At 42.9% G+C, this 25186-nt stretch carries 29 protein-coding genes; 13 read left to right on the top strand and 16 right to left on the bottom strand.

Annotated features, from left to right (window positions below):
* Window positions 1-1073: 50S ribosome-binding GTPase (locus KAU88_02010; protein ID MCK4477287.1), on the bottom strand; the 1073-nt coding region annotated here is incomplete at its 3' end.
* 331 nt (window positions 1074-1404) lie between these two features.
* Here KAU88_02010 and KAU88_02005 point away from each other — a divergent pair.
* On the top strand, window positions 1405-1947 hold the full coding sequence (locus KAU88_02005; GenBank protein MCK4477286.1) for a hypothetical protein: 543 nt from the start codon (window positions 1405-1407) through the stop codon (window positions 1945-1947).
* Here the strand turns inward: KAU88_02005 and KAU88_02000 are convergent.
* The 3 genes from KAU88_02000 to KAU88_01990 form a co-directional block, all read right to left on the bottom strand.
* Window positions 1944-2345 carry a hypothetical protein gene (locus tag KAU88_02000; protein ID MCK4477285.1) on the bottom strand — a complete coding sequence of 134 codons (402 nt, stop codon included), beginning with the start codon at window positions 2343-2345 and terminating at the stop codon, window positions 1944-1946. The genes KAU88_02005 and KAU88_02000 overlap by 4 nt on opposite strands.
* An 83-nt stretch (window positions 2346-2428) precedes the next feature.
* Window positions 2429-4390: a hypothetical protein gene (locus KAU88_01995; GenBank protein MCK4477284.1), complete on the bottom strand. Its 1962-nt coding sequence runs from the start codon at window positions 4388-4390 to the stop codon at window positions 2429-2431.
* Window positions 4391-4565: 175 nt separating this feature from the next.
* Window positions 4566-5162 carry a hypothetical protein gene (locus KAU88_01990; GenBank protein ID MCK4477283.1) on the bottom strand — a complete coding sequence of 199 codons (597 nt, stop codon included), beginning with the start codon at window positions 5160-5162 and terminating at the stop codon, window positions 4566-4568.
* Between the two features lie 563 nt (window positions 5163-5725).
* Here KAU88_01990 and tuf point away from each other — a divergent pair.
* From tuf to KAU88_01965, 5 genes are all read left to right on the top strand, one after another.
* On the top strand, window positions 5726-7030 hold the full coding sequence (tuf, locus tag KAU88_01985) for a translation elongation factor EF-1 subunit alpha (GenBank protein MCK4477282.1): 1305 nt from the start codon (window positions 5726-5728) through the stop codon (window positions 7028-7030).
* A 117-nt stretch (window positions 7031-7147) separates the two neighbouring features.
* Window positions 7148-7852, top strand: coding sequence for a hypothetical protein (locus KAU88_01980; protein MCK4477281.1), 705 nt, complete (start codon window positions 7148-7150; stop codon window positions 7850-7852).
* Window positions 7853-8332: 480 nt separating this feature from the next.
* On the top strand, window positions 8333-8713 hold the full coding sequence (gene rpl7ae, locus KAU88_01975; protein ID MCK4477280.1) for a 50S ribosomal protein L7Ae: 381 nt from the start codon (window positions 8333-8335) through the stop codon (window positions 8711-8713).
* A gap of 1 nt (window position 8714) precedes the next feature.
* Complete coding sequence (locus KAU88_01970) at window positions 8715-8948, top strand: 30S ribosomal protein S28e (protein ID MCK4477279.1); 234 nt, start codon at window positions 8715-8717, stop codon at window positions 8946-8948.
* A gap of 25 nt (window positions 8949-8973) precedes the next feature.
* Window positions 8974-9171 (top strand): 50S ribosomal protein L24e, encoded by a 198-nt coding sequence (locus tag KAU88_01965; GenBank protein MCK4477278.1) that lies wholly within the window; start codon window positions 8974-8976, stop codon window positions 9169-9171.
* Between the two features lie 169 nt (window positions 9172-9340).
* Here KAU88_01965 and KAU88_01960 read toward each other — a convergent pair whose 3' ends face one another.
* Entirely contained in the window at window positions 9341-9538 is a 198-nt protein-coding gene (locus KAU88_01960) for an SPASM domain-containing protein (GenBank protein ID MCK4477277.1), read from the bottom strand.
* Between the two features lie 238 nt (window positions 9539-9776).
* Here KAU88_01960 and infB point away from each other — a divergent pair, with 238 nt between their 5' ends.
* Complete coding sequence (gene infB, locus KAU88_01955) at window positions 9777-11558, top strand: translation initiation factor IF-2 (protein MCK4477276.1); 1782 nt, start codon at window positions 9777-9779, stop codon at window positions 11556-11558.
* Window positions 11559-11630: 72 nt separating this feature from the next.
* Here infB and KAU88_01950 read toward each other — a convergent pair whose 3' ends face one another.
* From KAU88_01950 to KAU88_01940, 3 genes are read right to left on the bottom strand one after another with little or no spacing between them, the layout of a single operon-like run.
* The gene (locus KAU88_01950) at window positions 11631-12482 is read right to left on the bottom strand and encodes a class I SAM-dependent methyltransferase family protein (GenBank protein ID MCK4477275.1); all 852 of its coding nucleotides are present in this window, start codon (window positions 12480-12482) and stop codon (window positions 11631-11633) included.
* A gap of 24 nt (window positions 12483-12506) precedes the next feature.
* Window positions 12507-12692: a hypothetical protein gene (locus KAU88_01945; GenBank protein MCK4477274.1), complete on the bottom strand. Its 186-nt coding sequence runs from the start codon at window positions 12690-12692 to the stop codon at window positions 12507-12509.
* Window positions 12676-12846: a DNA mismatch repair protein MutT gene (locus KAU88_01940; GenBank protein MCK4477273.1), complete on the bottom strand. Its 171-nt coding sequence runs from the start codon at window positions 12844-12846 to the stop codon at window positions 12676-12678. The genes KAU88_01945 and KAU88_01940 overlap by 17 nt, the downstream gene beginning before the upstream one ends.
* A 286-nt stretch (window positions 12847-13132) precedes the next feature.
* Between KAU88_01940 and KAU88_01935 the strand changes: the two genes are divergently transcribed.
* Complete coding sequence (locus KAU88_01935; protein MCK4477272.1) at window positions 13133-13303, top strand: DNA-directed RNA polymerase subunit P; 171 nt, start codon at window positions 13133-13135, stop codon at window positions 13301-13303.
* Here the strand turns inward: KAU88_01935 and KAU88_01930 are convergent.
* The 3 genes from KAU88_01930 to KAU88_01920 all read right to left on the bottom strand — a co-directional run bounded on the left by KAU88_01930 (window position 13300) and on the right by KAU88_01920 (window position 16846).
* On the bottom strand, window positions 13300-14262 hold the full coding sequence (locus KAU88_01930) for a 2-phospho-L-lactate transferase (GenBank protein MCK4477271.1): 963 nt from the start codon (window positions 14260-14262) through the stop codon (window positions 13300-13302). The genes KAU88_01935 and KAU88_01930 overlap by 4 nt on opposite strands.
* Window positions 14263-14318: 56 nt before the next feature.
* Window positions 14319-14609 carry a hypothetical protein gene (locus KAU88_01925; protein MCK4477270.1) on the bottom strand — a complete coding sequence of 97 codons (291 nt, stop codon included), beginning with the start codon at window positions 14607-14609 and terminating at the stop codon, window positions 14319-14321.
* A gap of 104 nt (window positions 14610-14713) precedes the next feature.
* Entirely contained in the window at window positions 14714-16846 is a 2133-nt protein-coding gene (locus tag KAU88_01920) for a hypothetical protein (protein ID MCK4477269.1), read from the bottom strand.
* 219 nt (window positions 16847-17065) lie between these two features.
* On the opposite strand from KAU88_01920, the gene KAU88_01915 reads away from it, so the two are divergent.
* From KAU88_01915 to KAU88_01895, 5 genes are all read left to right on the top strand, one after another.
* Entirely contained in the window at window positions 17066-18247 is a 1182-nt protein-coding gene (locus KAU88_01915; GenBank protein ID MCK4477268.1) for a hypothetical protein, read from the top strand.
* Between the two features lie 431 nt (window positions 18248-18678).
* Window positions 18679-19623, top strand: a complete 945-nt coding sequence (twy1, locus tag KAU88_01910) for a 4-demethylwyosine synthase TYW1 (protein MCK4477267.1) — start codon at window positions 18679-18681, stop codon at window positions 19621-19623.
* A 65-nt stretch (window positions 19624-19688) separates the two neighbouring features.
* Window positions 19689-20327, top strand: coding sequence for a hypothetical protein (locus KAU88_01905; protein MCK4477266.1), 639 nt, complete (start codon window positions 19689-19691; stop codon window positions 20325-20327).
* Window positions 20328-20339: 12 nt separating this feature from the next.
* Window positions 20340-21050 carry a deoxyribonuclease V gene (gene nfi / locus KAU88_01900; GenBank protein MCK4477265.1) on the top strand — a complete coding sequence of 237 codons (711 nt, stop codon included), beginning with the start codon at window positions 20340-20342 and terminating at the stop codon, window positions 21048-21050.
* Window positions 21051-21080: 30 nt separating this feature from the next.
* Complete coding sequence (locus KAU88_01895) at window positions 21081-21752, top strand: HDIG domain-containing protein (GenBank protein ID MCK4477264.1); 672 nt, start codon at window positions 21081-21083, stop codon at window positions 21750-21752.
* Here the strand turns inward: KAU88_01895 and KAU88_01890 are convergent, their stop codons facing one another.
* The 5 genes from KAU88_01890 to KAU88_01870 form a co-directional block, all read right to left on the bottom strand.
* On the bottom strand, window positions 21753-22250 hold the full coding sequence (locus KAU88_01890) for a metallophosphoesterase (protein ID MCK4477263.1): 498 nt from the start codon (window positions 22248-22250) through the stop codon (window positions 21753-21755).
* 84 nt (window positions 22251-22334) lie between these two features.
* Window positions 22335-22895, bottom strand: coding sequence for a 2-oxoacid:ferredoxin oxidoreductase subunit gamma (locus KAU88_01885; GenBank protein MCK4477262.1), 561 nt, complete (start codon window positions 22893-22895; stop codon window positions 22335-22337).
* A complete protein-coding gene (locus KAU88_01880; GenBank protein ID MCK4477261.1) occupies window positions 22880-23749 on the bottom strand; it encodes a 2-oxoacid:ferredoxin oxidoreductase subunit beta in 870 nt (289 codons plus the stop codon). Before KAU88_01880 ends, KAU88_01885 begins: the two co-directional genes overlap by 16 nt.
* The gene (locus KAU88_01875) at window positions 23746-24903 is read right to left on the bottom strand and encodes a 2-oxoacid:acceptor oxidoreductase subunit alpha (GenBank protein ID MCK4477260.1); all 1158 of its coding nucleotides are present in this window, start codon (window positions 24901-24903) and stop codon (window positions 23746-23748) included. The genes KAU88_01880 and KAU88_01875 overlap by 4 nt, the downstream gene beginning before the upstream one ends.
* A complete protein-coding gene (locus KAU88_01870; protein MCK4477259.1) occupies window positions 24887-25183 on the bottom strand; it encodes a ferredoxin family protein in 297 nt (98 codons plus the stop codon). The genes KAU88_01875 and KAU88_01870 overlap by 17 nt, the downstream gene beginning before the upstream one ends.
* Between the last annotated feature and the right edge of the window lie 3 nt (window positions 25184-25186).

Below are 25186 nucleotides of genomic sequence, written 5' to 3'. Positions count from 1 at the left end.
GAAAGGCGTCTATAAAAGTCGCTATGAATCTGCTTCGCCAATTCCGCAACTGTAGAGTTTTTCTTCAAAATAAATGGTGCAGGAGAGGGCTTCTTGCTGTTTGGCTCTTTAGTATAAACACGGATTATTTCAAGCGAATTAAACAGTTCTATACCAAGCCTTTTCAATCCGAACCCCGTTTTGCAGGATACTGGAATTATATTAAGGCGACCGCCAACAAACTTTTTCAATCTGCTCAGACTTTCTACGGCTCCTTCAACATCGAACTTATTTGCTACTATGATTGCTGGACGAAACACAACGCTCTCAAAAATCGAGTCTTCAACATCGTCAAGTGTGGCATTGCCATATATTTTTACAATGGCGTTGGAAATTCTATAACTCTTCAGCAACGTCTCAACATCTTTGAGAGTGCAATCGACAAGTTTGCCGATTACGAAAATTCTTAGGCCAATCCCCATATGTCTCCGTTCTACTTCTACCTTGGCGCCAGGTCTTTTAACAAGAATGCGAGCGTTGTCAAGTTCATTCAAGATAAGAGAAAACTGCCCACAAGGATCTTTGACTAAGTCAACCATCAAAATCAAGCCATCTGCGTTCCGAGCCAACGCCAATGTTTGTTGTCCCCATGCCTTTCCTTCGGCAGCACCTCCAATTATTGCTGGAGCCTCAACGATTTGAATTTGAAGGTCTTCAAAAGAAAGCATGCCAGGAACCGGTTCACGTGTTGTGAAGGGGTAGTTTGAGACTTGAACTTTCGCGTTTGTGCCAGAAGCTAGAAGGCTGCTGCGTCCCACATTCGTTTGCCCTAAAATAACAATCTGAGCAGCTCCTTCTTTCTCAATAAAAAACTTCGGTCCTCGCACACCGACTTTTCTGTGTTTTGCCTCTTCTACTTCTCTCCGCAACGTAGCCATTTTGGTTTTAATTTGTGCACGAAGTTTTCCAGTACCCTTGTGTTTAGGAACCAAGCTCAGAAATTCTTGGAGGAGTTGAAGCTTCTCTCTTGGGTTTCTGGTCATCGAAGCCTCGTTCCACTTCTTTTTTGCTTCTGGGGGCAAATTGGTTGGCATTATGGTGTTACTCCTTATGCTCAGGAAAGCGGGCTAATATCTATGTGTTTGGGAGAAAAAATGGTTTTGCAAGTTTTTATTGTTTGCCAAGACAAGTCTAGTCTTGTTCATATTAGTGTATTCTAGAAAAGCAGTCTGCTAGAAGAAGTCTCTTTTACGAGAGAAAAAGAGGAAACTGTATTGCCACGTGTATTTCTCTTCTTCTGCCTTTGGAGAAGAGTCAGCTATCTCTAGTTGGCGACTTAGTGTTTGCAATTAGGATGGACGTTTTTTAGCGTGTGTCAATATTGTTGCTGCACAAGGTAGTTATATCGGCGTTGGCAAGTTTAGTATGTCTGATGACGTTAGATATTGGATATTTGGGGAGTGTGACTCTGTGATTGAGAATTGGATTGCCTCGTTTGTTTCGTTCCTGTTGTCAGTTGTTGGAGTATCATCAGTGACAGAAGGCACGATAATATATGTGCCTTCACTTGGTCACAGGTTTGTTGTTACGTTGTCGTGTGTGGACTTGGTTGGGGTAAGCTTATGGGGGTTCATGTATGTGTTTCTAGTTTGGGTTTACGTCAACCTTGAAGGACGACCTATGACTAGGCGAAAATATGCGGCTCTTGGTGTCGTCGGTTTTGTCGCTTTCTTTCTCGCAAACATTTTGAGAATGTTTGTTGAAATTTTCTATTTGTCATCGATGGGCGCCGGGTATGTCAATATTCTTTCGCAGTGGCAGGCATTTGAGGAACAAGTTGGAATTGGTTTAATGTTTGCCACTTTTTCAATCTTGCTACTAGGTTCTTATGGGATGCTCAGAAAACTCCCACGAATTACGCCGGTAGACTTGCGATCTAGTGGATTGAAGGGTACGGTTTCAAATTAGCTCTCTAATCTTGAAATTAGAATCCCTAGGATGCCGCTTACAGGAGCTGGGACAAGCAATAGATAGCCAGTTGGGCCCAGTTCCACAAGTAACGGGAATTTCCACCTTGCAGTATAGTATACATAAATGATTATCGTTATCGCTCCTGCGAGTATGTTTAATATGCCGCCATTTTTTGGTTGGCCCTTGTAGATGAGGATGGAACCGAAGAGCAGTATCGCGGTTGATGTGACTGCTGCAATTGCGGCGATTATTGCTTCTGTGAGAAAGCTTGGAATCAGTGTTGCGACACGTAGGCAAAAAATGGTTATGTACATCCCTAAAATGACTACGTCTGCTATGCCGATGCAGCCTGTAATGATACTAATCAGAGTTAATATTTTGTCTCCTTTTGACATTAAATTGCCTCGTTGATTGTTGCCAGGGTGTTGTTTGTCTAGAAATTATAAAAAAAGGGGGGGTTTGTTTCTTTTTTTGGCGTTTACGCGGCAACTTTGAGTCTTCTTAGTACTACTACGACTGCGGTAATTGCTGCAATCGCAGAGATGGCGGACAATACTGTGGCAATATATGTGGTCAATTGGGTAGGTACGCCCTCCATTGAAGAAACGATGTCTGTCACTTTGTTAAAGATTTCGTTTACAGTGCCATCCGTATTGTTGAGAGCTGTCTTTAACTCATCCACATCGATTTTGATATCACCGATATCAGTCTTAATTATGGCTACGTCGTCTTTGATTTGCTCAATCCACCCATGGATTTCTTGCTCCCATTCTGTCTCTCCGGAGTGAACGTCGTCGTCTACTCTTGCAAGGATAGTAACTGTCGTTCCGTTGATTTCATCGATCGTTAGTGTAAAGTCGTCTATCTTCCCCTCAACTCTGCCAAGTGTTGTTCTGACCCAAACTACGTTATCATCGATTCTCTCAATCATTGGTTTGAGATAATCAAGCTTGCCTTCGATCCTGAAGATTTCATCTATGGCGTCGGATAAGTCTTTGAAGGAATTGACAACATGCAGAACATTAGATATCGAGTCTCCATCCTGGAAATCTAGACCAATCTCGTATGTTCCAGGTTCAAGGACAGGCATCTGGAAGCCTGGTTTCTCAGCCATTGAACTGAAGAGAACTCCATCTGCGTCAGTTTCCCAGTCAATGACATGCCGGTTGGTTCCCAGCAAGGCGTCTGTGCCATCGATTGTAAAGCCATCTACATAATCGTCCGATTCCAGTCCTGTAGCCATAACCTCGATGACTGCAGGTCCGATGACCACAACAGGTTTGTAGATAATCTCAGGCTTTACAGTAAACTCTTCACTTGCGAAGCGAATTGGTTCTGAATCGTCTTCAGCATAGACTGTATGGCCTCCACCAGGAAGTGTCGGAAACAGAAATGATGTAATGAATCCGCCAGTCGAATTCGTGGTTAGCTCCTTCACTAGCAATTCGCCCGCATATATGCTGACTATAGAGCCCTCGTTAAAGCCGACGCCCTCAACGGTCACACTCGTCCCAAGTTGCTTGCTTTCGTAACTTGTCATGGTTCCTTTGTACCAACCTGTCTCTGAATCCAGCTCTGTTGTGAGCCCCACTGTCCCTTCTTTCGGTGTAAGTTCTATAATGGTTTTAGTAAGGCAATATTCGAAATCGTGAGGAACTGCAGATGCGGGGTTGCCCGACATGTCTTCAGCTCTTGCATCAACTGTGTATAAATATGGTGGAGATCCAGCTGGAACCTCGTCATTATACCATTGATAATACCAGTGATCGTTTTCTATCGCAGCGAAAACCCAATCAGTGTCAAATGTTTCATTGTATACTCTAACTTCAACGTTTTTCACCCCAGATAGGGCGTCACTTACTGTTCCGTTTGTCCAGAAAAAGTATGGCGTAGGGTAATCCTCATTTGTTGCATATACGTCTGAATTGTGCTCTGGATAATCAATCGTTATGTCAGGTTCTGTTAGATCAATCCACTGCGATCGATAATAGGTGCGTCCAAATTCAGCGTTATCACTAGTTGTTATGATCCATTCATATTCACCTTCATAGGTCGGACCGTCTTCAAAAATGATCTTAAACTCAAAGAGCTCACCTGCACCAATATTGGCATTATTAGGGTCCAAGGATTGGAAAATGACTTGCCGAAGCATTACTTCGTATGTAGCTTTCCAACCATCGGGGAAAACGTATCCCACAGGTTTGAAGTCAACGTCACCTGTTTGAGTTGGACGTAAAGGAAACGATACAACAACTTCTACAATAGCGTCAGGTCCATTATTGCTTATATTGAAGATCTTCGTCTCTTCACCGCCGCCATAATATTTTGGCAACACATCAACATCTGCATTGTGATCTGCGCGCACGGATTGTGTGTCTAGCAAAATGCCTACAGTGCTCATTGATAGTAGTAGCATCATCAGTAGTGTAGCTTTTCTCATATCTTCTATTCTCCCTTTAATTTTTTAATACAGCGAGACAAATAATGGGTATATTCAGTATAAATGCTTGCAGCTTACATTATCAAACTAAAAGATACAAAACTTGCCACTCATTAACTCCTGTTAACAAAAATTTATTCCGGAAAACTTAAGAGCGCACGCTTATGAGGCATTGTTAGGAAGAACCTTTCTTTCTGAATTCCAATACAATTAACCCTTTTGAAACATCGTTCTTAACAGTTTCATAACCTAAAACGTGAATTATACCCTCCAAAAACTTAGAGGCCAGCTCAGTATACTCTTTGGAACTCCATAAAGACACGCAATTCAAAACAAGAGACTCACCATTTTCGCGAAGCTGAATTTCGCTGGAATCCCAAGTACAAGCATCCAACAACCTTTCAAGCATGCCCAATTTCCCTCCATCAAGAAACTTAATCTGCAAATACTTCCCATACCACCGCCCAGAAGCATACCACCTCTCCAAAAGTGCCTCTTTCTCCAACGGATAAAGCTTCTCAATCAAAAATAGCAAATTATCCTTAGCGGTAATAACAGCCCCGCTTTCCTTCTCCACTTTAAGGAGTTTATGAAACTCGACAATATTCTTAAGAGAATTATCCATATAATCCGCCTCAATAGCCTGTTCAATAACCTCATTAACAAAACTATAAACAGTTCGTCCTTTCCTATTCGCAATACCGATGACTTGCTCCGCCAAATCACCTCGAACTGCCATCAGTTTCTTTTCCTTTCTCGATTTTTCAGACAAAACCTTCATCCACCCTTAAAATAAGAATCCAACGTCTTCCCTTTCACCCAAGACATTAAAGCACATATATTTGAGGGCCATAAGACAATAAAAATGTTTCCGTGCATTGTATCCCTAACCAATCAGTGTGTGTACGTGAATAAACAATTCACAATGAAGGAGCTTCTCCTATTGCATATTCAGAAGCCTCATTGCGAGAACATAAAATCAGTTCAGACCTGAATCAAATGCAAGCTGGCAGAGGAATTTCGCAAGATGTTCAAAAAACTCTAGCCTTCGCGTTTGCGATAGAATATGCGCACGCGTTGCCCCTACGGACAATTTGTGGACACTGCGCCACTACTTCAACATCAAAAGCCGAGCAGTATCCATATATTAAGCCCACGCGAGGGAACATATGATTTTTTTTCATAGCTCATGGTGTTTAGCAACGCTTAAGTTCTGAATATTGTCAAAGTTGATTCTTTGAAAGTAAACTTAATATTGCCGAAAGAACAGTGGTGTAAATCGAATTTCACCAATAAATTAGAGGAAAAGTAAAAACAATATATGGAGGAGAAAAAATGAGCAAATCAGAGAAACCACACCTAAACCTAATCATTATCGGTCACGTTGACCATGGAAAATCCACAACCACTGGACACTTGCTCTATGAAGCCGGAGCCATCGACGAGAGGGTAATGAAATCTTACGAAGAAGAAGCAAGAAAATTGGGCAAAGAAACTTTCAAGTTTGCATGGGTCCTAGACAACCTTAAAGAAGAACGAGAGAGAGGCTTAACAATCGACCTCAGATTTCTCAAATTTGAAACCAAAAAATACTTCTTCACAGTCATTGACGCTCCAGGTCACAGAGATTTTGTCAAAAACATGGTCACAGGTGCAAGTCAATCTGACGCTGCAATACTGTTTGTTTCGGCGAAGAGGGGAGAATTCGAAGCGGGCATCGGTCCAGGCGGACAAACACGAGAACACGGCTTCCTAGCCTTCACACTAGGTTGTCATCAGCTGATAGTAGCAGTTAACAAAATGGATGACCAAACAGTTAACTGGAACCAAGAACGCTACGAAGAAATCAAAAGTGAGATCGGTCGCATGCTTAAAATGGTTGGCTTCAAAGTTGAGAAAATTCCGTTTGTACCAACATCTGGCTGGACAGGGGATAACTTAGTCAAGAAAAGCGACAAAATGCCCTGGTACAAAGGACCAACACTCTTTGAAGCTCTAGACGGTTTCGATGTTCCACCAAAACCACTCGATAAACCCTTACGTTTGCCAGTGCAAGATATTTACACGATTAGAGGCGTAGGCACAGTACCAGTAGGACGCGTTGAGACAGGAATCTTAAAAGAAGGTGACACCGTTATCTTTATGCCATCGAACGTTAAGGCTGAAGTTAAATCTATGGAAACGCATCACACAAGGGTTCCAAAAGCTGAGCCAGGAGACAACATAGGTTTTAACGTGAGGGGTATAGAGAGAGATGACGTGCACCGAGGAGACGTATGCGGGCATCCAGACGATCCACCAAGCGTCGCCAAAGAGTTCATTGGACAAATTATAGTAATCTACCATCCCACCGCAGTTGCAGCTGGCTACACGCCTGTCCTTCACTACCACACAGGACAAGTCGCATGTCGATTCACCGAGCTCATCAAGAAAATTGACCCTCGAACCGGTCAGACAGTTGAAGAAAAACCAACATTCTTGAAGACAGGAGACGGCGCCATTGTCCGTTTAGAACCTCTACATCCAATCGCTGTAGAGACTTACAACGACTTTCCGGAGTTGGGACGATTTGCGGTGCGAGACATGGGCACTACAGTCGCTGCGGGTGTAATCAAGGAAATCACAAAGAAAGGTCCTTAAAAACTGTAAATTCTTCCTTTTTTTCTTTTTTCACAGAAAGCACAATACTAATTCTTCTCAACATTTTATTAGTCAGTGAACACACTTTTGATTATTATTTACGATTGAGTTGAGAGAATGTCTGGAACCGAAACACTAGTGCCGTATATTAGAGAGCCGAAAAAAGAACCGCAACCTATGATAATAGTTGATAGCCACGAAGCAAGTAGCGCTTCAAAAATCGTCAAAGGATTGGTAGAGCGGGGAGCCAAAGTTCAAAGCCTTCCGCTGCCAAAAGGCGATTATGTTCTCTCAGACCGTTGCGCTGTCGAGCGAAAAACAGTCCATGACTTTGCGTATACTCTAACACGCCGCTACTTATTTGACCAGCTTTTTGGGTTAAAAGAACTATATCCAACCGCCATTGTTCTGCTTGAGGGATATCTACCGATAATTTACAAGTTCACCCGCATCAACCCGTCAGCAGTTTGGGGCGCCATGTTTGCTTTGGCAAAACAGGGAATTGCGTTGGTTCATACTTCAAACTATAAGGAAACAGTTGACTTTCTGTACACTGCTGCTAAACAAGAACAAATAATTGAAAAGCGGATTCCCGTGGTACATGCTGCAAAGAAAATTACAACGTTGGCTGATGCACAGCTTTACCTCATTGCAAGTCTTCCCAATATCGGTCGCGAAAAAGCGTTAGCTATCCTTAAATCTTACCAAACTCCCATAAACGCTCTAATTAATGTGGATGGTTGGGCAAAAGACGTGCATGGTCTCGGACCTATAATCAGCAAAAAGGCAAAGAAAGTTCTAAACACACCATTTAAGGAGTAGAAAAGCGTTTTGACGGTAAAAATCGCACCCACAAAGAAAGTTGTTGTTTTGGGACTTGACAAACGCCCATTAGACGATCTTATCTAGTGTGCATCAACCTATAGCATAAATCGTTTGATTTGGATAGACGGACATCTTATATGCGCTGAAGTTTACGAAAAAGCTTTCGAACACGAAATAGCCAAGCGTGAGTTCCCAATCAGCCAAGTCTGTTATACGGAATTTCCGAAATACAAAAAATTTTACGAAGTTGAAAAAAGGGGTACATCTTCCAATAGTTAACGTTACAGGAGTAAAGCTTTTCATAAATCTGCTGAAAGCAATTCTCAAACTCGATAAGAAACACAACACACCGCTAAAACATCCCATTTAGTCCAAAACTTATATGCTTTAAGCCGCACTACCATACGCACAAAATAACTAAACCTTATAAAGAGGAGATGCTGAATAAGCTCTTCAACATGAAAAGGGTGAAGGCTAATGTCCAAACCATTCTACGTGAAATTCGAAACCCCAACAGAAGTCTCAGATGCAGCCTATGAAGCCCTGCAAATCGCAACTCAAACCGGCCAAGTCAGAAAAGGAACAAACGAAACAACAAAAGCTATCGAACGCGGCATTGCAAAACTAGTAGTAATCGCAGAAGATGTTGAACCCCCAGAAGTCGTTGCCCATCTTCCCATCCTTTGCGAAGAAAGAAAAATTCCATTCATATTCGTTCCGACAAAAAAGAAAATAGGCGCAGCTGTAGGCATCGACGTCCCATCTGCATCTGTATGTATTCTTAAAGAAGGAGACGCTGCAAACCTCGTCAAGGAAATAGTCAGCAGAATCGAGGGACTTCAACGAGGCAAACAGTAAAATGAGCAGAAAAGAAGAGAAGAAAACAGAAGGGTTAGAACACATTCCCGCTGAAGTCATCCAAGTCATAGGTCGCACAAGCTCAACCGGTGAAATAACACAAGTACGAGTGCGCATACTCGAAGGCAAAGACAAAGGGCGCATAATTACTCGAAACGTCAAAGGCCCCATTCGAGTTGAAGACGTATTGATGCTGAGAGAAACGGAACGCGAAGCAAGAAAAATGCGGCGTTGAAAAGAGAAAACTGGGGATACGACAAATGCCGAAATCAAGGCCATGCTCCTTCTGTGGACATGAATTTCAGCAAGGCGTTGGTCAAATGTATGTTAAAAATGACGGCACTATCCTATGGTTCTGTTCAAGCAAATGCCGCAAAAACAGCTTGAAACTGGGTAGAGATTCAAGAAAACTGAGATGGACAAAATATTTTGGCAAAGAGGAAAAAGGTAAAGCTTAGAGCTAAGACGTTATCGACGTAACTAAGAGAGCACTAACAATTCCTTCCCAAGTTTCTTTAGTATCAATACAAGTAATGTCTGGACCGTCAAGGTCGCCGTTGAAATAGCTATAGGAACGAGCGCGGCAACCCCCACAAATGTACTTATCTTCGCAGATTCCACATCCAACTAACGTCCTTCCACTTCAGATGATTCCAAATTTTCTCTTGTTCTAAGCTTCCAAAACATTTCGTCGTCGTTCCAAATATCCTCCAAATGGCCTTTCATGATATTTCCTCGAACAGCATCTGTGCCAATGGGGAAGAAAACACATGATTTGATGCCACCATTTGGTTCTAGAACATATAGAACTTTCCGGCGTCGCATCTGCTTAGAAAGCTAGGCACATTTTCCACGCCTTTCTTAGCTGCATAGTGAGCAGAAACAGCGAAATCTTGTCTTTTTTCTCAACCCACAAAAAGTATCATCACAATTTTCGTTTAGAGAACAGTTGCATTAAAGAGTGGCTGTAGAAACATCGTTAAGCAAAATAGTTTATATCAAAGAGACAGCATTTTTATGAGGCTTTCAGAGTGAGCCTGAAAAATCAATATTGGGAAACACTATGCCAACAAGACAACCTATAGTTTGCGTGCTAGGACACGTTGACACTGGAAAGACTCTTTTGCTAGACAATATTAGAAAAAGCAGTGTCCAAGCACGCGAAGCAGGCGGCATAACCCAACACATTGGCGCAAGTTTCTTCCCTCTAGACACACTTATGGAGATATGTGGTTCATTGCTAGATCGATTGAAGGGAAAAATTCAGATTCCAGGTCTTCTGGTAATTGACACTCCTGGACATGAGGCTTTTGCTAACCTTAGAAAGCGAGGCGGAGGCGCCGCCGATATCGCCATTCTAGTAATTGACGTATTAAAGGGCTTTGAAACCCAAACCTACGAGTCTCTGGACATTTTAAAGGCTAGAAAGACGCCATTTCTGGTTGCTGTAAATAAAATTGACCGCATACCAGGATGGATTTCTCATCCTAAAAAACTCTTTTTGAAATCCCATCAATCTCAAGACCGCTATGTACGCGAAGACCTTGACAATCGTCTTTATACAATTATGGGCACTTTCTCCACGTTAGACTTTCAGTCTGAACGTTTCGATAGAATAAAAGATTTCACGCGAACAATCGCCCTTGTGCCCGTTAGCGCAAAAACAGGGGAAGGAATTCCGGAACTTCTTTCGGTTCTTGTGGGGTTAACGCAACAGTATCTTAAGACACAACTGCAGGTAACGGAAGGCCCTGGGAAAGGAACGATCTTGGAAGTAATGGAAGAAGCGGGGCTTGGAATGACTGTTAATGCTGTTGTTTATGATGGGATTCTTCGGAAAGGAGATACAATTGTGATTGGAGGCAAGGGGAAGCCGATTGTGACGAAAGTTCGTGCGGTTCTCTTGCCTAAGCCTTTGGATGAAATAAGGGATCCTCGCGACAAGTTTTCTTCGGTGGATTCTGTTTCTGCTGCATCGGGGATAAAGATAGCCGCCCCAGATTTAGATACGGCCTTGGCTGGAGCTCCGTTGTATGTCATACCTTCGGAAGAACGGATTGAAGAGTTTGTCAGGATGGTCTCTGAGGAAGTTGAGAAGGTAAAGATTGCAACAGACGTTGAAGGTATTGTGTTGAAGACTGATGCGTTGGGCTCCTTGGAAGCTATCGCAGAGAGTTTGAAGCGGGAAAATATTCCTATACGACTAGCAGATGTCGGCGATGTGTCAAAACGTGATGTTGTAGAAGCCAACGTTGTAAAAGAGCACGAGCCGCTTTTTGGAACTATTTTAGCGTTTAATGTAAAAGTATTGCCTGATGCTGAAGAAGAAGCTAAAGATCGGAGAGTCAAAATCTTTCAACACAACGTAATCTACCATCTAATAGACGAGTTTGTGGAGTGGCTACAGAATGAACGCGACAAACTATCTCTTGAAGAGTTTGACAGCCTCGCTAAACCAGGCAAAATCCGAATACTGCTAGGATACATTTTCAGAAAAGCGAAACCTGCCATTGTAGGAGTGGAAGTTCTAGCGGGTCGAATAGAACCAAGGGTTGTCCTTGTTAAAGAAGACGGGGAGGATGTGGGAGAGATTATACAGATTCAAGATCAGGGAAAGGCGGTTTCTGAGGCCGTAGTTGGTATGCAAGTGGCTGTTTCTCTGGATAAACCTGTTGTTGGACGCCATATTAACGAAAAAGATGTTCTTTATGTTCGGGTTCCAGAAAATCACGCCAGAGCTCTGCTGACAAAGTTTCAAGACCGCTTGACGACTGATGAGCTTGAAGTTCTGAAAGGGTATGTTGAATTAATGAGAAAGAAGACAACTCCCTTTTGGGCTGCATAAACATCATAAACAGACGTCTATCTGGCCCCAAAAGGCTTTGACATCTTCTGATCCAACAGCTATAATTGCGCATTACTTTTTAACTTGAATATCGATGGCTATTTGATACCAGTTGGGCCCCGTTTGTCGCACTATGCGACCGAAGGGTAATTCGAAGTTGACGTTTTGTTGCTTTAGCTTTTCTCCAACTTGTGTTTTTGCTTTCTCAATAGGATTTTCTTCTTTTTTCGCATGTTCAAAACTGTAGTAATGAATCCAGCCGCCTTGGAGCTTAACTGCTAAGAATGCGGAGTCGATATATTTGTACGCCTTTTCAGGTAGCGGCATTAGAATTCTATCAGCTATATTTTTTAGCATTTCCTCAATTGTTGTTCCTGCGTCTCCTTCTATAGGAATTACCGTGTTAACCATTTTATTCAGCAGAACGTTTTCCCGCATATATTTTACTGCAACGGGGTTTATGTCAATTGAATAGATCTTTGCAGCTTTCGAGTGCCTAGCAATTATTACCGAGTAGCAACCTACGCCGGCAAACATATTCACAACAACTTCATTATCCCTAACTAAGTTGGCAATCCGCATTCTTTCAAAACCAAGTCGAGGAGAAAAATAACATTTTCCTACATCAACTTTTAACAGGCACCCATGCTCTTTGTAAACAGTCTCGGTCTTCTTCTTCCCTGCAATCCATTCAAGCTTGCGCAATCTAAAATCCCCGAAAACGGGGCTTGACTGTCGCCAAACAGCTTTAACATGTTTGTGTTGTCGCATCAAAGCCTCAGCAATCGTTTCGTTGAGCGGCAGCAGTTTATCTGGAACCTGTATGATAGCAATGTCTCCAATGATATCATAAGATTTGTAAACTAAGGCAAGCTCCTCAGGCGAAAGCTTTCCTCTGAGAATAGCCTTCAAATTGCCCTTCATAACCTACACCTTTGTACGCGTATTTTAGTTCTCTTCTATTTTTGTGAAACATCCTCTCTGTATCGAATTTAGTAACGCTTCAAGATACTTCTTTCCCTGAATCATGTTTATTGCGTTATCCATCTCCTTTTCTTGAATCTCTAAAACTATGGGGACGTCAAATCGGCATTTGAGAATAACTTCAATTGATTTTCTATTGCGCGTGCACATCTTCTAATTCTCTCTTCAAGGCTGTTTTTGTGAATTCTCCAAGTTCAACATACCCTCTTGGAAGAAACGCGTGTTTATCTCCTTCTGTAAAGGCTGTGAGAATTTCATTATCCTTGAACATAAGGGCTCTCGTTATTATTTCTATAATCGACATCCCAAGTCACTTTCTTTAGACGTTTTAACTTGTCCTATCCTTATTCTATAAGAATACACTTTTTAAGTTCTTGTCTGGATTTTTCGCTTGCGAAACACATCTTTGCACGAGATCAACAGAAATATCAACATACAAAGCTATGAAAAATAATGTATTTCGTTCTTAAATGAGGCCATAATTACTGAGAGAAGTCCGATTAGTGTTTGCACAGAAAAATGGATTTTAGGAAGAGTCAATAGATTTAAATTGCACATTAGCTACCCATCGTTAAAGAGAGCGAAACACTATGTCTGAAAAAACAGGTGACGGAGTTGTTTACGAGTGCGTGAGATGCGGGGCAAAAGTGCCCACTGAAGAGTTGGAGCTACGCGGTGGAGGAGTCAAATGCACTTTCTGCGGATACCGCATTTTGAAGAAAATTAGGCCACCTGTTATAAAGCGGGTTTCCGCAGATTAGTATGCAGTGGGATCAAGGGCGTCCAAAGCTAGGCTCGCCAATTCGACCTTGTCTTCTAACGAGCGCATGATCGTATTAGCTGCAATAGCCTTCATCCCAAGCCTTTCAATCTTTTCTTTCTCTACCTCGTCAACTTCGTCCAATATGAACACATTAAGAAAGTCGCGGTATAGGAAAGCAACAGAGTAAGCTGAAGCCTTTAGCCCTAGCCCCCGCATTAACTTGTCTGCAGGTCCCTTTATCGTGCCACCTCCAACAATTGGGCTTATGGCGACCACTTTCGCTGTGGTTTCCTTCAAAGCCTCTCTGATTTTCTTGACTGCTAGAATTGGACCTATGCTTACTATCGGGTTGCTTGGACATACTATGATTCCACTGGCATCTTGTATAGACTCAATAACTCCTGGAGTTGGATGTGCCGACTCGGCGCCTTCGAAAATCACATCTAGAACCTTATCTTTTGCCCCTCTTCTCACAAGGTATTCTTCAAAATGCATTTTACCCACATTTGTAAGTATTTGTGGGGCGATTTTTCCGTTGGTCATAGGTAGAATATTCACTTTAAGTCCAAGAGATTTGCAGAGTTTCTGTGTAACTTCGCCTAGGGAGAAGCCGTTTTTCAGAAGTTGTGTCCTGTAAATGTGTGTAGCAAGGTCTTTGTCGCCAAGCTTGAACCATGTTTCCAACCCATATTTTTGAAACATGTTAAGGCAGTTGAACGTGTCGCTTTGTATTCCCCATCCCTGCTCTTCATTCACAATGCCTGCTAGAGTGTACATTATGATATCGGGGTCTGGGGAAATGTGTAAACCGTGAAGTTCTATGTCATCACCGGTGTTGACAATTATCGTTATGTTCTCTTGTGGTAATATTCTAACGAGACCTTGAAGAAATTTGGCGGCGCCGATCCCTCCTGCAAGACAAGTTACCCGTTTGATCAAAGACACTACCCTAGCCATATGTTGCGGTTGGTTAAGGTTTAATGTTAACTGTTTATGTCTCTGTAGAGGGGGTTTTAGAAAATTTCTTTTTCGCCCACCTTTCTCAGAGTTTTTCCGCGAAGCTTTACAGGGGGTCCAACAACGTCTTCCATCCGTTTTTCGGTTGTTTTCCGTTTTATGGTTTCTCCACATATACCGCTCGGCAGTAGTCTTCGTTTAATGCACGTTGCGTAGTTGCAATTTGCGACGTTGCATTTTTCATCGGTCCACCTACACCAAACATCATTGCCTCTATAGATTATAGCGTTTTTTCCGCATTTGAACAAATTACATCGGGGGGAACAATATTTTACTTCACCCAACATAGACACTACCTTAGTGTAGTTTCATACAAAATCCAATTTTGGACGTTTTCACGTTTCAACGAAAATGGCTTAGGTATTTGAGTATTATAAACTTTTCCAATTCGCTACTCCTTTTTGGCAGTTGATTTGACTCTGCGATAAATGAAGGCAAGCAGAAAAATAGCAATCAGCAATGACATGAAGACTGCAGTAATGAAAAGGCTTGTTTCTGTTATGAAACCGCCGATTGACACGATTCCTCCTATTTTTAATGTAGTCGTTCTCGACTCTTGAAGATAAAGTGTAGTGATTTCACATGGTTTTTCACTTATGTAAACAAAAATTTTGTAGTTGCCACCGACGAGGTTTGTAAATTGTGCGCCTCCTCCTGCTCCAGTATTTAAGGATAAAAGAACTGTTCCTTCACGTTCTATTGTGACGTTTGCGTTTGGTATTCCTTGTCCGAAAAAGTCTAGTACGTTAATGTCAAGTGTTAGATTGTAGAGCCTGCAATAAACTGCAAGAGTAGTTGGCTGGTTTATGAGGAGTATTGTTGTCTGGTTTAAGAGTATTTCGTCTTTATACACATCCACTATGTACTTTCCAAAAGTAGAATTGAAGGCAACTTCTCCATTCGCCCCCGTGTTTTCTATTCCCACCAAGCCGCTTAGCCCAATGCTCCATTCATAAACCTTCACTTGTGCATCTTGCAATCCCGAGCCGTTTCTGTCATAAACGTTTATAATGAGTTCGTATGTCGGGCAGGTTATGTTGAGCCAGCTCGTGGATGTCAGGTTTATTGTGGCGGTGTCGAATATGTAGGTGTAACGATTTGCTTGTATGGTGTAGCTAATGTTTGTGAACATGTTTTGAAATATGCTTATGCCTGTTATGTTGGTTTCAGAGAAGAGTGGAGTGGGGGTTATGGGAATATTTAATCTCGAGATATAGGTGAAGTTTACGCGTGTACCGACGAATGGAAGTACCATTCCTTCTACGCCTTTGACTGCTACTTTGATGTGAGCAAGGGAACATGTAATGTTTACAGCTGAGTCTCCAGTAAGGTTTCCAGCTAAGCTTATCCATGATGTTTCACCTACTTCTGCCTTCGGTCCATCCGAGGGATTCCAAAACGCCTTGAAAGTATAATTCGCTGCTTCCAAAAGGAAAACTGTAACTCCTTCTTCGTTTGTAGTTTCATTTCTAACGATTGGGGGGCTGGTAACGTTCCACGCCTCAACCAGAATACCCTTCACAGGCTCTTTGTCTAAATTAAACGTCTTAACCTCGCAAGCAAAGGACTTCGAAACAACTGTGAAATTTTGGCTGTCCGCCACTGGTTTTTCAGTCCCAAGCGGTTTTGTATCTTTTACATCAACTCTGTAAAGTCCTATGCTAGCGTTTGCGGGAATTGTCCAGTTCGCTGTTATTATCCCAATGGATCCTGACGCGTTACTTGGCGTAAGTTCAACTGTTCCGTTAGGGTGGGTTATCTTAATCGTTAAGAACTCGACCGAAGTGTAATTTGCAGCTTGAATATAGACTGTTTGAAATCTGTGATACTCCAAGGCATCCGTCAATCCTACAGTAAAGGTCACTGATGCAAGAGTTGCATTAAGCGTATCAATTAGTGACATGTTGTAGACACCGATGAAGAAAGTATTAGCATCCCCTCCAAAGTCTACAGGGTATATTTTGCTAATGCTGCCATAACCGAATTGATCTGTCTGTATAAGAAATTCGGGCGATGAATAAGTAATATTGGCTGGGTCTTGCACGGTTATGCTTGCACGTGAAGTTTTGTTCGCGTCTCCACCTGTAATCTCAGCTAGAAGAGTTACATTTACACCTTCCTGCAACTGCTTTGGCGCTTGCGGTGTTATTGCCTTGACAATGTATTTTGTATTAACAGTGAAGTTCGATACGGTGCTTTCCGTGGCATTAAGAACGTCTCGCAATTGTATCTGATGGTTACCAAAAGTGCTACTTGGAACTGGAAATACGTCCTCTACAGTTATTAACGTTGCATTTCCGCTTTTAACTGTTGTTCCATCGAACAGAATTTCATAAGTGCCATTTATTGTATTAATTTGCCCAGTCAAATTGACAAGGTCCCCGACAAACCCTTCGTCCTTAGAAAGTTCACTTATTGAGACTTCAGCATAAACTTTCGGTGTAGGTAAGGCTGCGAAAAAAGCTGAAACGAGTAGAATTATTAAGAAGGTTGGAGCTCCCTTTAAGTGAAATTTTCTGTGCATGTTGTTCCCTCATGTTATGGCTATACGAAGGTTTGACACTTCTTAGTAAAGAGGATGTTTTAAACTTTTATCTGTTCTCACTCTCCGAGCATATTATCATTTCCTTTTTCGCTAAACTCAGACATCTTAGAACTAAGTAGAAGGCTAAATCTCCTTGATGTTTCCACAAGCGGTAAATATCTGAACGGATAGAAAATTCGATGATTTAAGGTGACGTAAATGATTGCGGATATTCTGGACCTAGTGCAAAAACATGAGCAATGGCGTGAGAAACAGTGTATCAACCTTATCCCTTCAGAAAACATTATGAGTCCTCAAGTTCGCTCCTTACTTTCCTCGGAACTAGCCCATAGATATACTGCACGAAATCATTTCTACATGGGCACCCACTTCGTTGATAAAATAGAAAAAGATGGAGAAGAAATCGCAAAAAAACTTTTCAAAGCAGAGACCGCTGATTTGCGCCCTCTTTCGGGACACGTAGCAGACTGGATTTTTTTAGCCAATTTCACAAAACAAGGTGACATTTTAATGTGCGTCTCCGCAAAAGATGGCGGGTATCCTGGAATTTGGCAAAAAGGGTTACCCAAAGTTCTTGGGATAGAAGTTAAAGCCTTTCCTTTCTCCAAAGAAAAAATGAACATAAAGACTGAAAAAACTGTGGAGACCATCATCAAAGTCAAACCCGACGTAGTGATTTTTGGAGCCAGCCTCTTTCTCTTCCCCCATCCAGTTCTTGAAGTAGCTAAAGCAGTGAAGGCAGTTGGTGCACACATGGCGTTCGATGGCTCACATGTCATGGGGTTAATAGCTGGCGGGAAATTCCAAAGCCCACTTCAAGAGGGCGCTTCAGCGCTTTTCGGTTCAACCCATAAAACCTTCTTTGGACCGCAAGGAGGCATAATACTCGCAGATAAAGAATATGGAGAAACCATGAAAGAGAAGATTTTTCCAGCCTTTGTGGACAACGCTCATTGGAATCGAATAGCCGCTCTAACTCTAGCATTGGCGGAAATGAAAGAGTTTGGAAGCACCTACGCTGAACAAGTCATTAGCAATGCACAAACCCTTGCAAAAGCACTAGATGACTTTGGGTTTCCAGTTATTGCCTCAAGTCTTGGTTATACGAAGTCGCATCAACTTCTATTAGATTATGGAGGTTATAAGCAGGGGCAGGAAGTGGCTGAGAGGCTTGAGAAGGCAAACATAATTGCAGACTGTGGAGTAAGACTTGGCACTTGCGAAGTAACGAGGCGGGGGATGAAGGCAGCTGAGATGGAGAAAATAGCAGAATTCATAAAATCTGCAATCATCGACAAAGAAGACCCAAAAGAAGTTAAACAGTATGTAGAAAAGTTCTCAAAAGAGTTCCAAAACATAGAATACTGTTTTCCGGAATAAAAATGCAGGCTGCAAGTTAACTGTACTCTTATTTGTGATCCAATATTTTTAATTGCTCAGATCCTTCAGAAAATGCTGCATAGCAACCTTCGATTCCACGAGCACTCTTTCAACTACTTAAAATTCGAAAACTTGACCTGTCAGACAACTGCCGCACGCATCACTTTAGCAACGGAGGTTTTGCATTTCCACCGCCACATTGCGCTGGTGGCTCAGAAGAAGTGAAATATCCGCGGCCATTCTATCGGTCATAACAATAACAATAGCGTACCACAGACGCATCAAAAAACTAAAAGGAAAACACCATAGCTCTGTCTGTATCAAGATATCGTATGTAGAAATCTGCACATCAACAATAAGACACCTTTTTATTAACGCAAAACGGATTGATTCTCCTAGAAAATTTGAGGACCCTATCAATGCAATCTCAGATTCCAAAAGAACTCCTTCAACTGATGAAAACCCAAAAATATCATATGATAGGCCAGCACTCAGCTGTCAAGCGTTGCCGATGGCTCTACAACACATTAATCCACAACCACCCTTGTTACAAACAAAAATTCTACGGAATAAAGACCCACCAATGCATACAGATGACGCCAACAGTCTTTAACTGTACAATGCGATGTCTGTTTTGTTGGAGGGCTCAAAGCGGAGACAAAGGATTAAAGTGGGAAGAGACAGTGTTGCCAATCTGTGATGAGCCTGAAGACATTGTAGAGGGCTGTATAAGAGCACAAATGAGACTTTTGAGCGGCTACAAAGCAAACCCCAAAGCTAACAAGGAGAAGTATAGAGAAGCGTTGACGCCGAGACACGCTGCCATAAGCCTAGCTGGAGAACCAACACTCTATCCACGGCTTGGAGACTTGATTAAATCCTTCCACAAAAGAGGCTTCACAACATTCCTCGTGTCAAACGGGACAATACCTGAAGCGTTGTCTAAATTAAGCGAAGAACCCACACAACTTTACATTTCAACATGTGCCCCAGACAAAAAAACTTACTACGAAACTTGCCGACCTCAAATCCCCAATGCTTGGGAGAAGTTAAACGAAACTCTTGCTTTGCTGCCAAGCTTCAAATGTCCCACCGTTATGCGTATAACGCTAGTCCGCCATCTCAACCTTAAACACCCGGAATTCTATGGCAAACTAGTGGAAAAAGCCAGTCCCACTTATGTGGAGCCAAAAGCTTATATGCATGTTGGATTTTCACGGCTGAGACTAACATATGCAAACACGCCGCTACATGAGGAAATCCAAGACTTTGCTGCTTCATTGGCTGAGGAAACCAGTTATAAGGTGCTTGACGAATCAAGAAATAGCCGAGTGGTTTTATTAAGTAGATTGGAGAAACCCATCAAGCTGGGATAGCATCAAAAAGACTATAAAGACACCTTTACGAATCACTCTGCAAAGCAATTTTGGAGCATGTACACATGCCACTAAGAAATATTCTGAGCAAAATACACAAAGAATTAAGGGAAAGAGAAGAAATCAAAGATGAACTTTATGACGCCATGCGAAAGGCAACCCGTCTTTCGAAACAAGCAATCTTCTTAGTGCATAAGGAACGGTTCAGGGAAGCAGAGAAGTTGCTAAAGGAGATAAAAAAGTTTTTCACAAAACTCGATGATATCCCCCCAGTTCATCAAAAATTTCTCTATGCAGGCATTGTGGATTCAGCTTTTCAAGAATACACCGAAGCCCACATTTTCCTCGAATTAGCGCAAGATGGAAAGTTTGTCGGTCCCAAAAAAATCGGTGCTCCATCCACTTCATATTTGCTTGGATTAGCAGATGTTGTAGGTGAGCTTAGACGCAGAGCCTTAGATCATCTCAGAAAAGGAGACACGAAGGTTGCTGAGAAAAGCCTTGAGACAATGGAACTCATCCACGACGAGCTTATGGTCATGGATAAGGCTTTGCAATTTCTTTCTGAGCTAAGACGAAAAACTGACATTGCAAGAAGAATCATAGAAGCCACCCGCGGAGACGTTACAATTGAAGTACGGAGAAGCTCGCTCGAGCGCTCAATTAAGAAGCTTGAAAAAACTATTAGTGCAAAAGAAAAGTAAGGTCGCCATGGCTTGTCTTCGCAAAAATCTAAACGAGTAAAAATCTCAACATCGTTTTCTGTTAAAAAGGCTCACGCAGCGCAGTCAAAGATCTCAAAACGCATAATTCGACGAGACACCCTTCCTAATAAAATACAATATGTTGCCGGAGTGGACGTAGCTTATACAAAAGAATCGTCAATTGGCGCCACTGTAGTCCTTGACTATAGCTCGCTTTCCCTCGTTGAATCAAAAACAACCAGCGTCAAAACGAAGTTCCCCTACATTCCAACACTATTATCATTTAGAGAAATTCCCCCGGCATTTGCGGTTGTCAAGAAACTTCGCTTGCAACCAGATATTTTCCTCGTTGACGGACAAGGAATAATGCATCCTCACAGACTTGGACTTGCCAGCCACTTAGGACTTGTCATTTGCAGAGCAACTGTCGGTGTAGCGAAGCGCCCACTGATCGGGAAGGTAGGTGAATTTAATGAAGCAAACTGGGCGCCAATAACAGATAAAGAGGAAATAGTGGGAGTGGCGCTTACCACTAGAAAGGGGACAAAACCTGTCTACGTCAGCGTTGGACACATGGTTTCGCTGAAAAGAGCTATAGAAATCGTCAAGCACTGTACCCCAACCTATCGAATTCCAAAACCCATCCGCCTAGCTCACGCTTTAGCGGCGAGGGAAAAACGGAAAATTCAAAAAGAGCGAGTAAGCAGAGAGAGAAGAGAGTGATACGTTTTGAATTCCCGCCTAAGACGCGTTTTGAACCAAATAAAGGACAGAAGGCTTCGAGAAAAAGTTGCAGAAATAGTTGAAAACCCGCAAATCGAAATTAGCGGAACAATTTATTCTGGACTACCCCTCAACACTTCTCCTGCCAGTCTCTCCCGTCACCACAGCTATCCCGGAGGGTTCATTGAGCACATTCTTGCCACAGCAGAAATTGCATTAACACTCTGTGATGTTACCAAGAAAGTATACGGAGGCAAAGTGAACCAGAACCTCGTAATGGCAGGCGTTGTGTTGCACGACATTTTCAAACCATTAACTTACGAGTCGAAAGGTGAAGGCTATTCCACTTCACACATCGGGGAACGCCTAGACCACTTGTCTCTCATCACCGCCGAATTGATTCGAAGAGATTTCCCACTAGATTTAGTTCACATAGTTTGTGCTCATCACGGAGGTCAAGCAGGACCGATGTGGCCTAGAACAGTTGAAGCATTAATCTGTCATCTGGCAGACCAGGCAGACTCTCGGCTAAGTGGTGATGTGTTGCGGGCTGCGAGGTATCTCTCGAGAACAGCTACAGGGGAGGAGCATATGTTGTTGACGTCGAAGGAAGCCTTCGAAATTGTTCATTCGAAAACAGTCGAAGGATGGGAAGGGGTAAGCAAAGCTGTAGAGAAAATCAAACGAAAAAGGCAGAGTTGACTATAATTGAACAATCTTCGCTTCTCGAGTTACTGTATCCAATAGAGCTATCGTAGATTTTCCGCTTAAGTAACCGCAGACCTCCCCAGGATTAACTACTGTTGTTTTGCCTTTCTTGTACGTTCGCGCTTCATGCGAGTGTCCATAAACCACCACGTCATAACATTCAATGTTGACAAGCGATTGAAAAAGCTCTTCTTCTCCACCGTGCAGTAATGCAATTTTCAACCCATCGACTTTAACCTCAGCGAAGTTGCCTCGAATCTCCGCCGCTTCAATGTCTGCGAATCGTTTCTTCAATAGTTCATGGTCGCCATCGTTGTTTCCAAAAACACCAATTAGTTTTGCTTCTAACTGTTTGAAACGCGCTACGGTGAAGGGTGCAATATAATCACCTGCGTGAAGCACTAATTCTACCTTTTCTCGGTTGAGTCTCTCTATTGCCTTGTCGACTAAAGGCAGATTGTCATGCGTGTCCGATATTATACCTACTTTCAACTTTCTTTCACCTATTGACGAGTCGGGCACTTACTTGAAAAGCTTTTTTCATTGAAATCTTTCCATTTTGACTGGAGAAATAGCTTACTCGCTGTTGCCTTGGCTTTTTAGAAGTTGTTTGCCATAGCCATGGCCTTTTTCAAAGGCCGCCATATTCAGTTTCTCAGTTCCTCTTGGGACATTTCGTAAAACAGCTTTTTTCATGGCTTCCGGCGTGACTATGTTTGTGATGGCTGTTAGAGCGCCCAGCATAACCACGTTTGCTACTATTGTTTTACCCATTTCTTCTGCGAATTTCGTTGCCGGTATATCATATATTTTTGTGCTTGCTGGGTCGCTTCTATCTGTTACCCTGTTAGGGTCAACAAGGATTGTTGCACCTTTCTTTGTGGTGCTGACGTATTTGTGGTAGGCTTCCTGTGACATTATCACTACTATGTCTGGGTTGTCTACTTTTGGAAAGTCTATCTCTTCATCTGCTATGACTACTTCGGATTTGCAGCTGCCGCCTCTTGACTCTGGTCCATAGGATTGAGTTTGCACGGCGTTTTTATCGCCGTAAATGCAAACTGCCATGGACAGTATCAAGCCTGACCGGATGATGCCTTGTCCTCCGAAACCTGCAAACCTTATTTCCGTTCGCATTTGACTTTTCCTACTTTGAGTTTTTTCTGCACCTTAGCAGTCATTTCTCGGAATAACCTGCCATAACTTGGCTTTTCAATATCGATAAACTCGCCCACTATAATTTGGTCTTTTGTTATTTCTGCTTTTGCAGGATCGTAACCATGCCGAACTTCCGACACCAGCTTAAACCGTTTCATTACGTCAATGGCTGTTCCAAGCTTGTTGTAGCGGTCATAAATCTCTGGACACGGCGATATGACTTCAATGAAGGAGAAGCCTTCCTTTTGCAGCGCCTTTTCTATCGAGTTTCTTAGTCTTCTCACTTGAAGCGTTGTCCATCGGGCAACGTACACGGCGCCAGATGCTGCAGCTAGATGAACTAGGTTGAAGGGATGTTCAATGTTTCCGTAAGGAGTAGTTGTGGTCCATGAGTCTAAGGGTGTAGTTGGACCATACTGGCCGCCAGTCATTCCGTAGTTGAAGTTGTTGGCGCAGATAACTTTGATATCCACGTTTCTACGGGCAGCGTGGATGAAGTGATTTCCGCCGATAGCGAAGAGGTCGCCGTCGCCGCTGATGACTACGACTTTTAAGTCTGGATTGGCAAGCTTCACTCCTGTAGCAAAGGCTATGGCTCTACCGTGCGTTGTGTGGAACGAGTCAACGTTGACATAGCCAGCTGCGCGACCAATGCATCCGATTCCCGAAACGACAACTAACTTGTCCAAGTCCAGCTTAAGTTCGTCGAGAGCCTCAAAGAAGCTGCACAGCAGAACGCCGTTTCCACAGCCTTCGCACCAAATGTGTGGCATCCTTTCCTGTCTCAAATATTTCGCCAAGGGATGCCCTAACATCAAATTTGACTCGGTCATTTCAGAGCCCTCCTCATAGCTTCTACGATTTCTGAAGGTCGATGAGGTTCTTCACCAAATTTTGAAAGGAGAAAGACTGGAGTCGTCTTTGCCGCTCTTTCAACTTCTCGAACCAGCTGTCCATAATTCATTTCAGGAACAATTATGACGCTAACTTGTTTAGCAATTTCAGCAACTAGTTCTTCGGGGAAGGGCCAAATGGTGATTAGTCGAAGCAGCCCCGCTTTTATCCCCTCCTCTCTGGCTTTTCGCACTGCACTTAAAGCTGCGCGGGAAGTAATGCCGTAAGCAATAACTGCCACCTCAACGTCCTCCAACATTACTTCTTCAACTTTGATTATTTTTCCAGCATTCTTGCGTATCTTGTCGCACAGTCTTTTGACAAGTTTGGTCTGCTCTTCGATACTTACCGTTTTGGGCGCACCTTTTTCGTCGTGTGTTAAGCCAGTGGCGTGGAAGCGGTAGCCTTCTCCGAAGCAAGCCATGGGGGGAACTAGGGTTCCGTCCGGTTTGAAGGGGTGGTATTCATTCGGTGGCACTTTGGGTTTTTTGCGACTGACAAGAGTAATTTCTTCGGGGGGCGGAATCCTGACTCGCTCCCACATGTGACCAATAATCTCGTCAGCTAGCAACATGACTGGAACACGATAGGTTTCAGCGAGGTTGAAACATTCTATTGTTAAATCGAACATTTCTTGAACAGATGAAGGAGCTAGCGCGATAATTTCATAGTCTCCATGGGAACCCCACTTCGCTTGCATCACATCTTGTTGCCCAGGCATGGTTGGTTGGCCAGTGCTGGGACCACCACGCATTATGTCTACGATAACAAGAGGTGCCTCAGTCATAACAGCTAATCCTATGTTTTCTTGCATTAAGCTGAATCCCGGACCTGATGTTGCAGTCATGGCTTTCTTACCAGCGTAAGAGGCGCCGATGATAGCGGCAAGGGAGCCAATTTCGTCTTCCATTTGAATGTAAACACCGCCAATTTCTGGCATTCGTCTAGCCATTCGCTCAGCAATCTCAGTAGCAGGAGTTATGGGGTAGCCGCCAAAGAATCGGCATCCAGCGGCAATTGCTCCTTCAGCGCATGCCAGATCTCCGCTCATGAAATGTGTTCCTGTAAGAACCGCTCTATTCTTTTTCTCCATTCTCACAACCTTCCTTACATTTCTTTTCAATGGTAAAAATGGCAAACTCAGGGCAGATTGCCGTGCAAAAGCCACAGAGAACACATTTACTCTCATCCACCACTTTTGGCAAGTATGCTCCCCTCTTGTTAATCTCGTCGGATTTTTCTAATACATTCTTTGGACAGAATTCGATGCAGAAGCCACAGCCCTTACAGAAATCCTTTATGATGTGGATTTCTGCCATGGGAAGCTTGATTTTTTCAGTGTCTAAAGGTTTTCTCCACAGTTTTTGAGGCATAAC

It is taken from the genome of Candidatus Bathyarchaeota archaeon, from assembly GCA_023131225.1.
Classification (GTDB): domain Archaea; phylum Thermoproteota; class Bathyarchaeia; order Bathyarchaeales; family SOJC01; genus JAGLZW01.
Note: the sequence above shows the minus strand (reverse complement) of the source record. Positions and strands in the feature narration are given on the sequence as shown.

Bases quoted from the DNA above. Each gene is read 5' to 3' on its own strand.
- KAU88_01880 (MCK4477261.1), bottom strand. From the start codon at position 23,749: ATGACCGAGTCAAATTTGATGTTAGGGCATCCCTTGGCGAAATATTTG.
- KAU88_02005 (MCK4477286.1), top strand. From the start codon at position 1,405: ATGTCTGATGACGTTAGATATTGGATATTTGGGGAGTGTGACTCTGTG.
- KAU88_01970 (MCK4477279.1), top strand. From the start codon at position 8,715: ATGAGCAGAAAAGAAGAGAAGAAAACAGAAGGGTTAGAACACATTCCC.
- KAU88_01995 (MCK4477284.1), bottom strand. From the start codon at position 4,390: ATGAGAAAAGCTACACTACTGATGATGCTACTACTATCAATGAGCACT.
- rpl7ae (MCK4477280.1), top strand. From the start codon at position 8,333: ATGTCCAAACCATTCTACGTGAAATTCGAAACCCCAACAGAAGTCTCA.
- KAU88_01885 (MCK4477262.1), bottom strand. From the start codon at position 22,895: ATGCGAACGGAAATAAGGTTTGCAGGTTTCGGAGGACAAGGCATCATC.
- KAU88_01980 (MCK4477281.1), top strand. From the start codon at position 7,148: ATGTCTGGAACCGAAACACTAGTGCCGTATATTAGAGAGCCGAAAAAA.
- KAU88_01960 (MCK4477277.1), bottom strand. From the start codon at position 9,538: ATGCGACGCCGGAAAGTTCTATATGTTCTAGAACCAAATGGTGGCATC.
- KAU88_01935 (MCK4477272.1), top strand. From the start codon at position 13,133: ATGTCTGAAAAAACAGGTGACGGAGTTGTTTACGAGTGCGTGAGATGC.
- KAU88_01915 (MCK4477268.1), top strand. From the start codon at position 17,066: ATGATTGCGGATATTCTGGACCTAGTGCAAAAACATGAGCAATGGCGT.
- tuf (MCK4477282.1), top strand. From the start codon at position 5,726: ATGAGCAAATCAGAGAAACCACACCTAAACCTAATCATTATCGGTCAC.
- KAU88_01925 (MCK4477270.1), bottom strand. From the start codon at position 14,609: ATGTTGGGTGAAGTAAAATATTGTTCCCCCCGATGTAATTTGTTCAAA.
- KAU88_01950 (MCK4477275.1), bottom strand. From the start codon at position 12,482: ATGAAGGGCAATTTGAAGGCTATTCTCAGAGGAAAGCTTTCGCCTGAG.
- KAU88_01940 (MCK4477273.1), bottom strand. From the start codon at position 12,846: ATGTCGATTATAGAAATAATAACGAGAGCCCTTATGTTCAAGGATAAT.
- KAU88_01945 (MCK4477274.1), bottom strand. From the start codon at position 12,692: ATGTGCACGCGCAATAGAAAATCAATTGAAGTTATTCTCAAATGCCGA.
- KAU88_01905 (MCK4477266.1), top strand. From the start codon at position 19,689: ATGCCACTAAGAAATATTCTGAGCAAAATACACAAAGAATTAAGGGAA.
- KAU88_01930 (MCK4477271.1), bottom strand. From the start codon at position 14,262: ATGGCTAGGGTAGTGTCTTTGATCAAACGGGTAACTTGTCTTGCAGGA.
- KAU88_01870 (MCK4477259.1), bottom strand. From the start codon at position 25,183: ATGCCTCAAAAACTGTGGAGAAAACCTTTAGACACTGAAAAAATCAAG.
- KAU88_01875 (MCK4477260.1), bottom strand. From the start codon at position 24,903: ATGGAGAAAAAGAATAGAGCGGTTCTTACAGGAACACATTTCATGAGC.
- infB (MCK4477276.1), top strand. From the start codon at position 9,777: ATGCCAACAAGACAACCTATAGTTTGCGTGCTAGGACACGTTGACACT.
- KAU88_02000 (MCK4477285.1), bottom strand. From the start codon at position 2,345: ATGTCAAAAGGAGACAAAATATTAACTCTGATTAGTATCATTACAGGC.
- KAU88_01965 (MCK4477278.1), top strand. From the start codon at position 8,974: ATGCCGAAATCAAGGCCATGCTCCTTCTGTGGACATGAATTTCAGCAA.
- KAU88_01920 (MCK4477269.1), bottom strand. From the start codon at position 16,846: ATGCACAGAAAATTTCACTTAAAGGGAGCTCCAACCTTCTTAATAATT.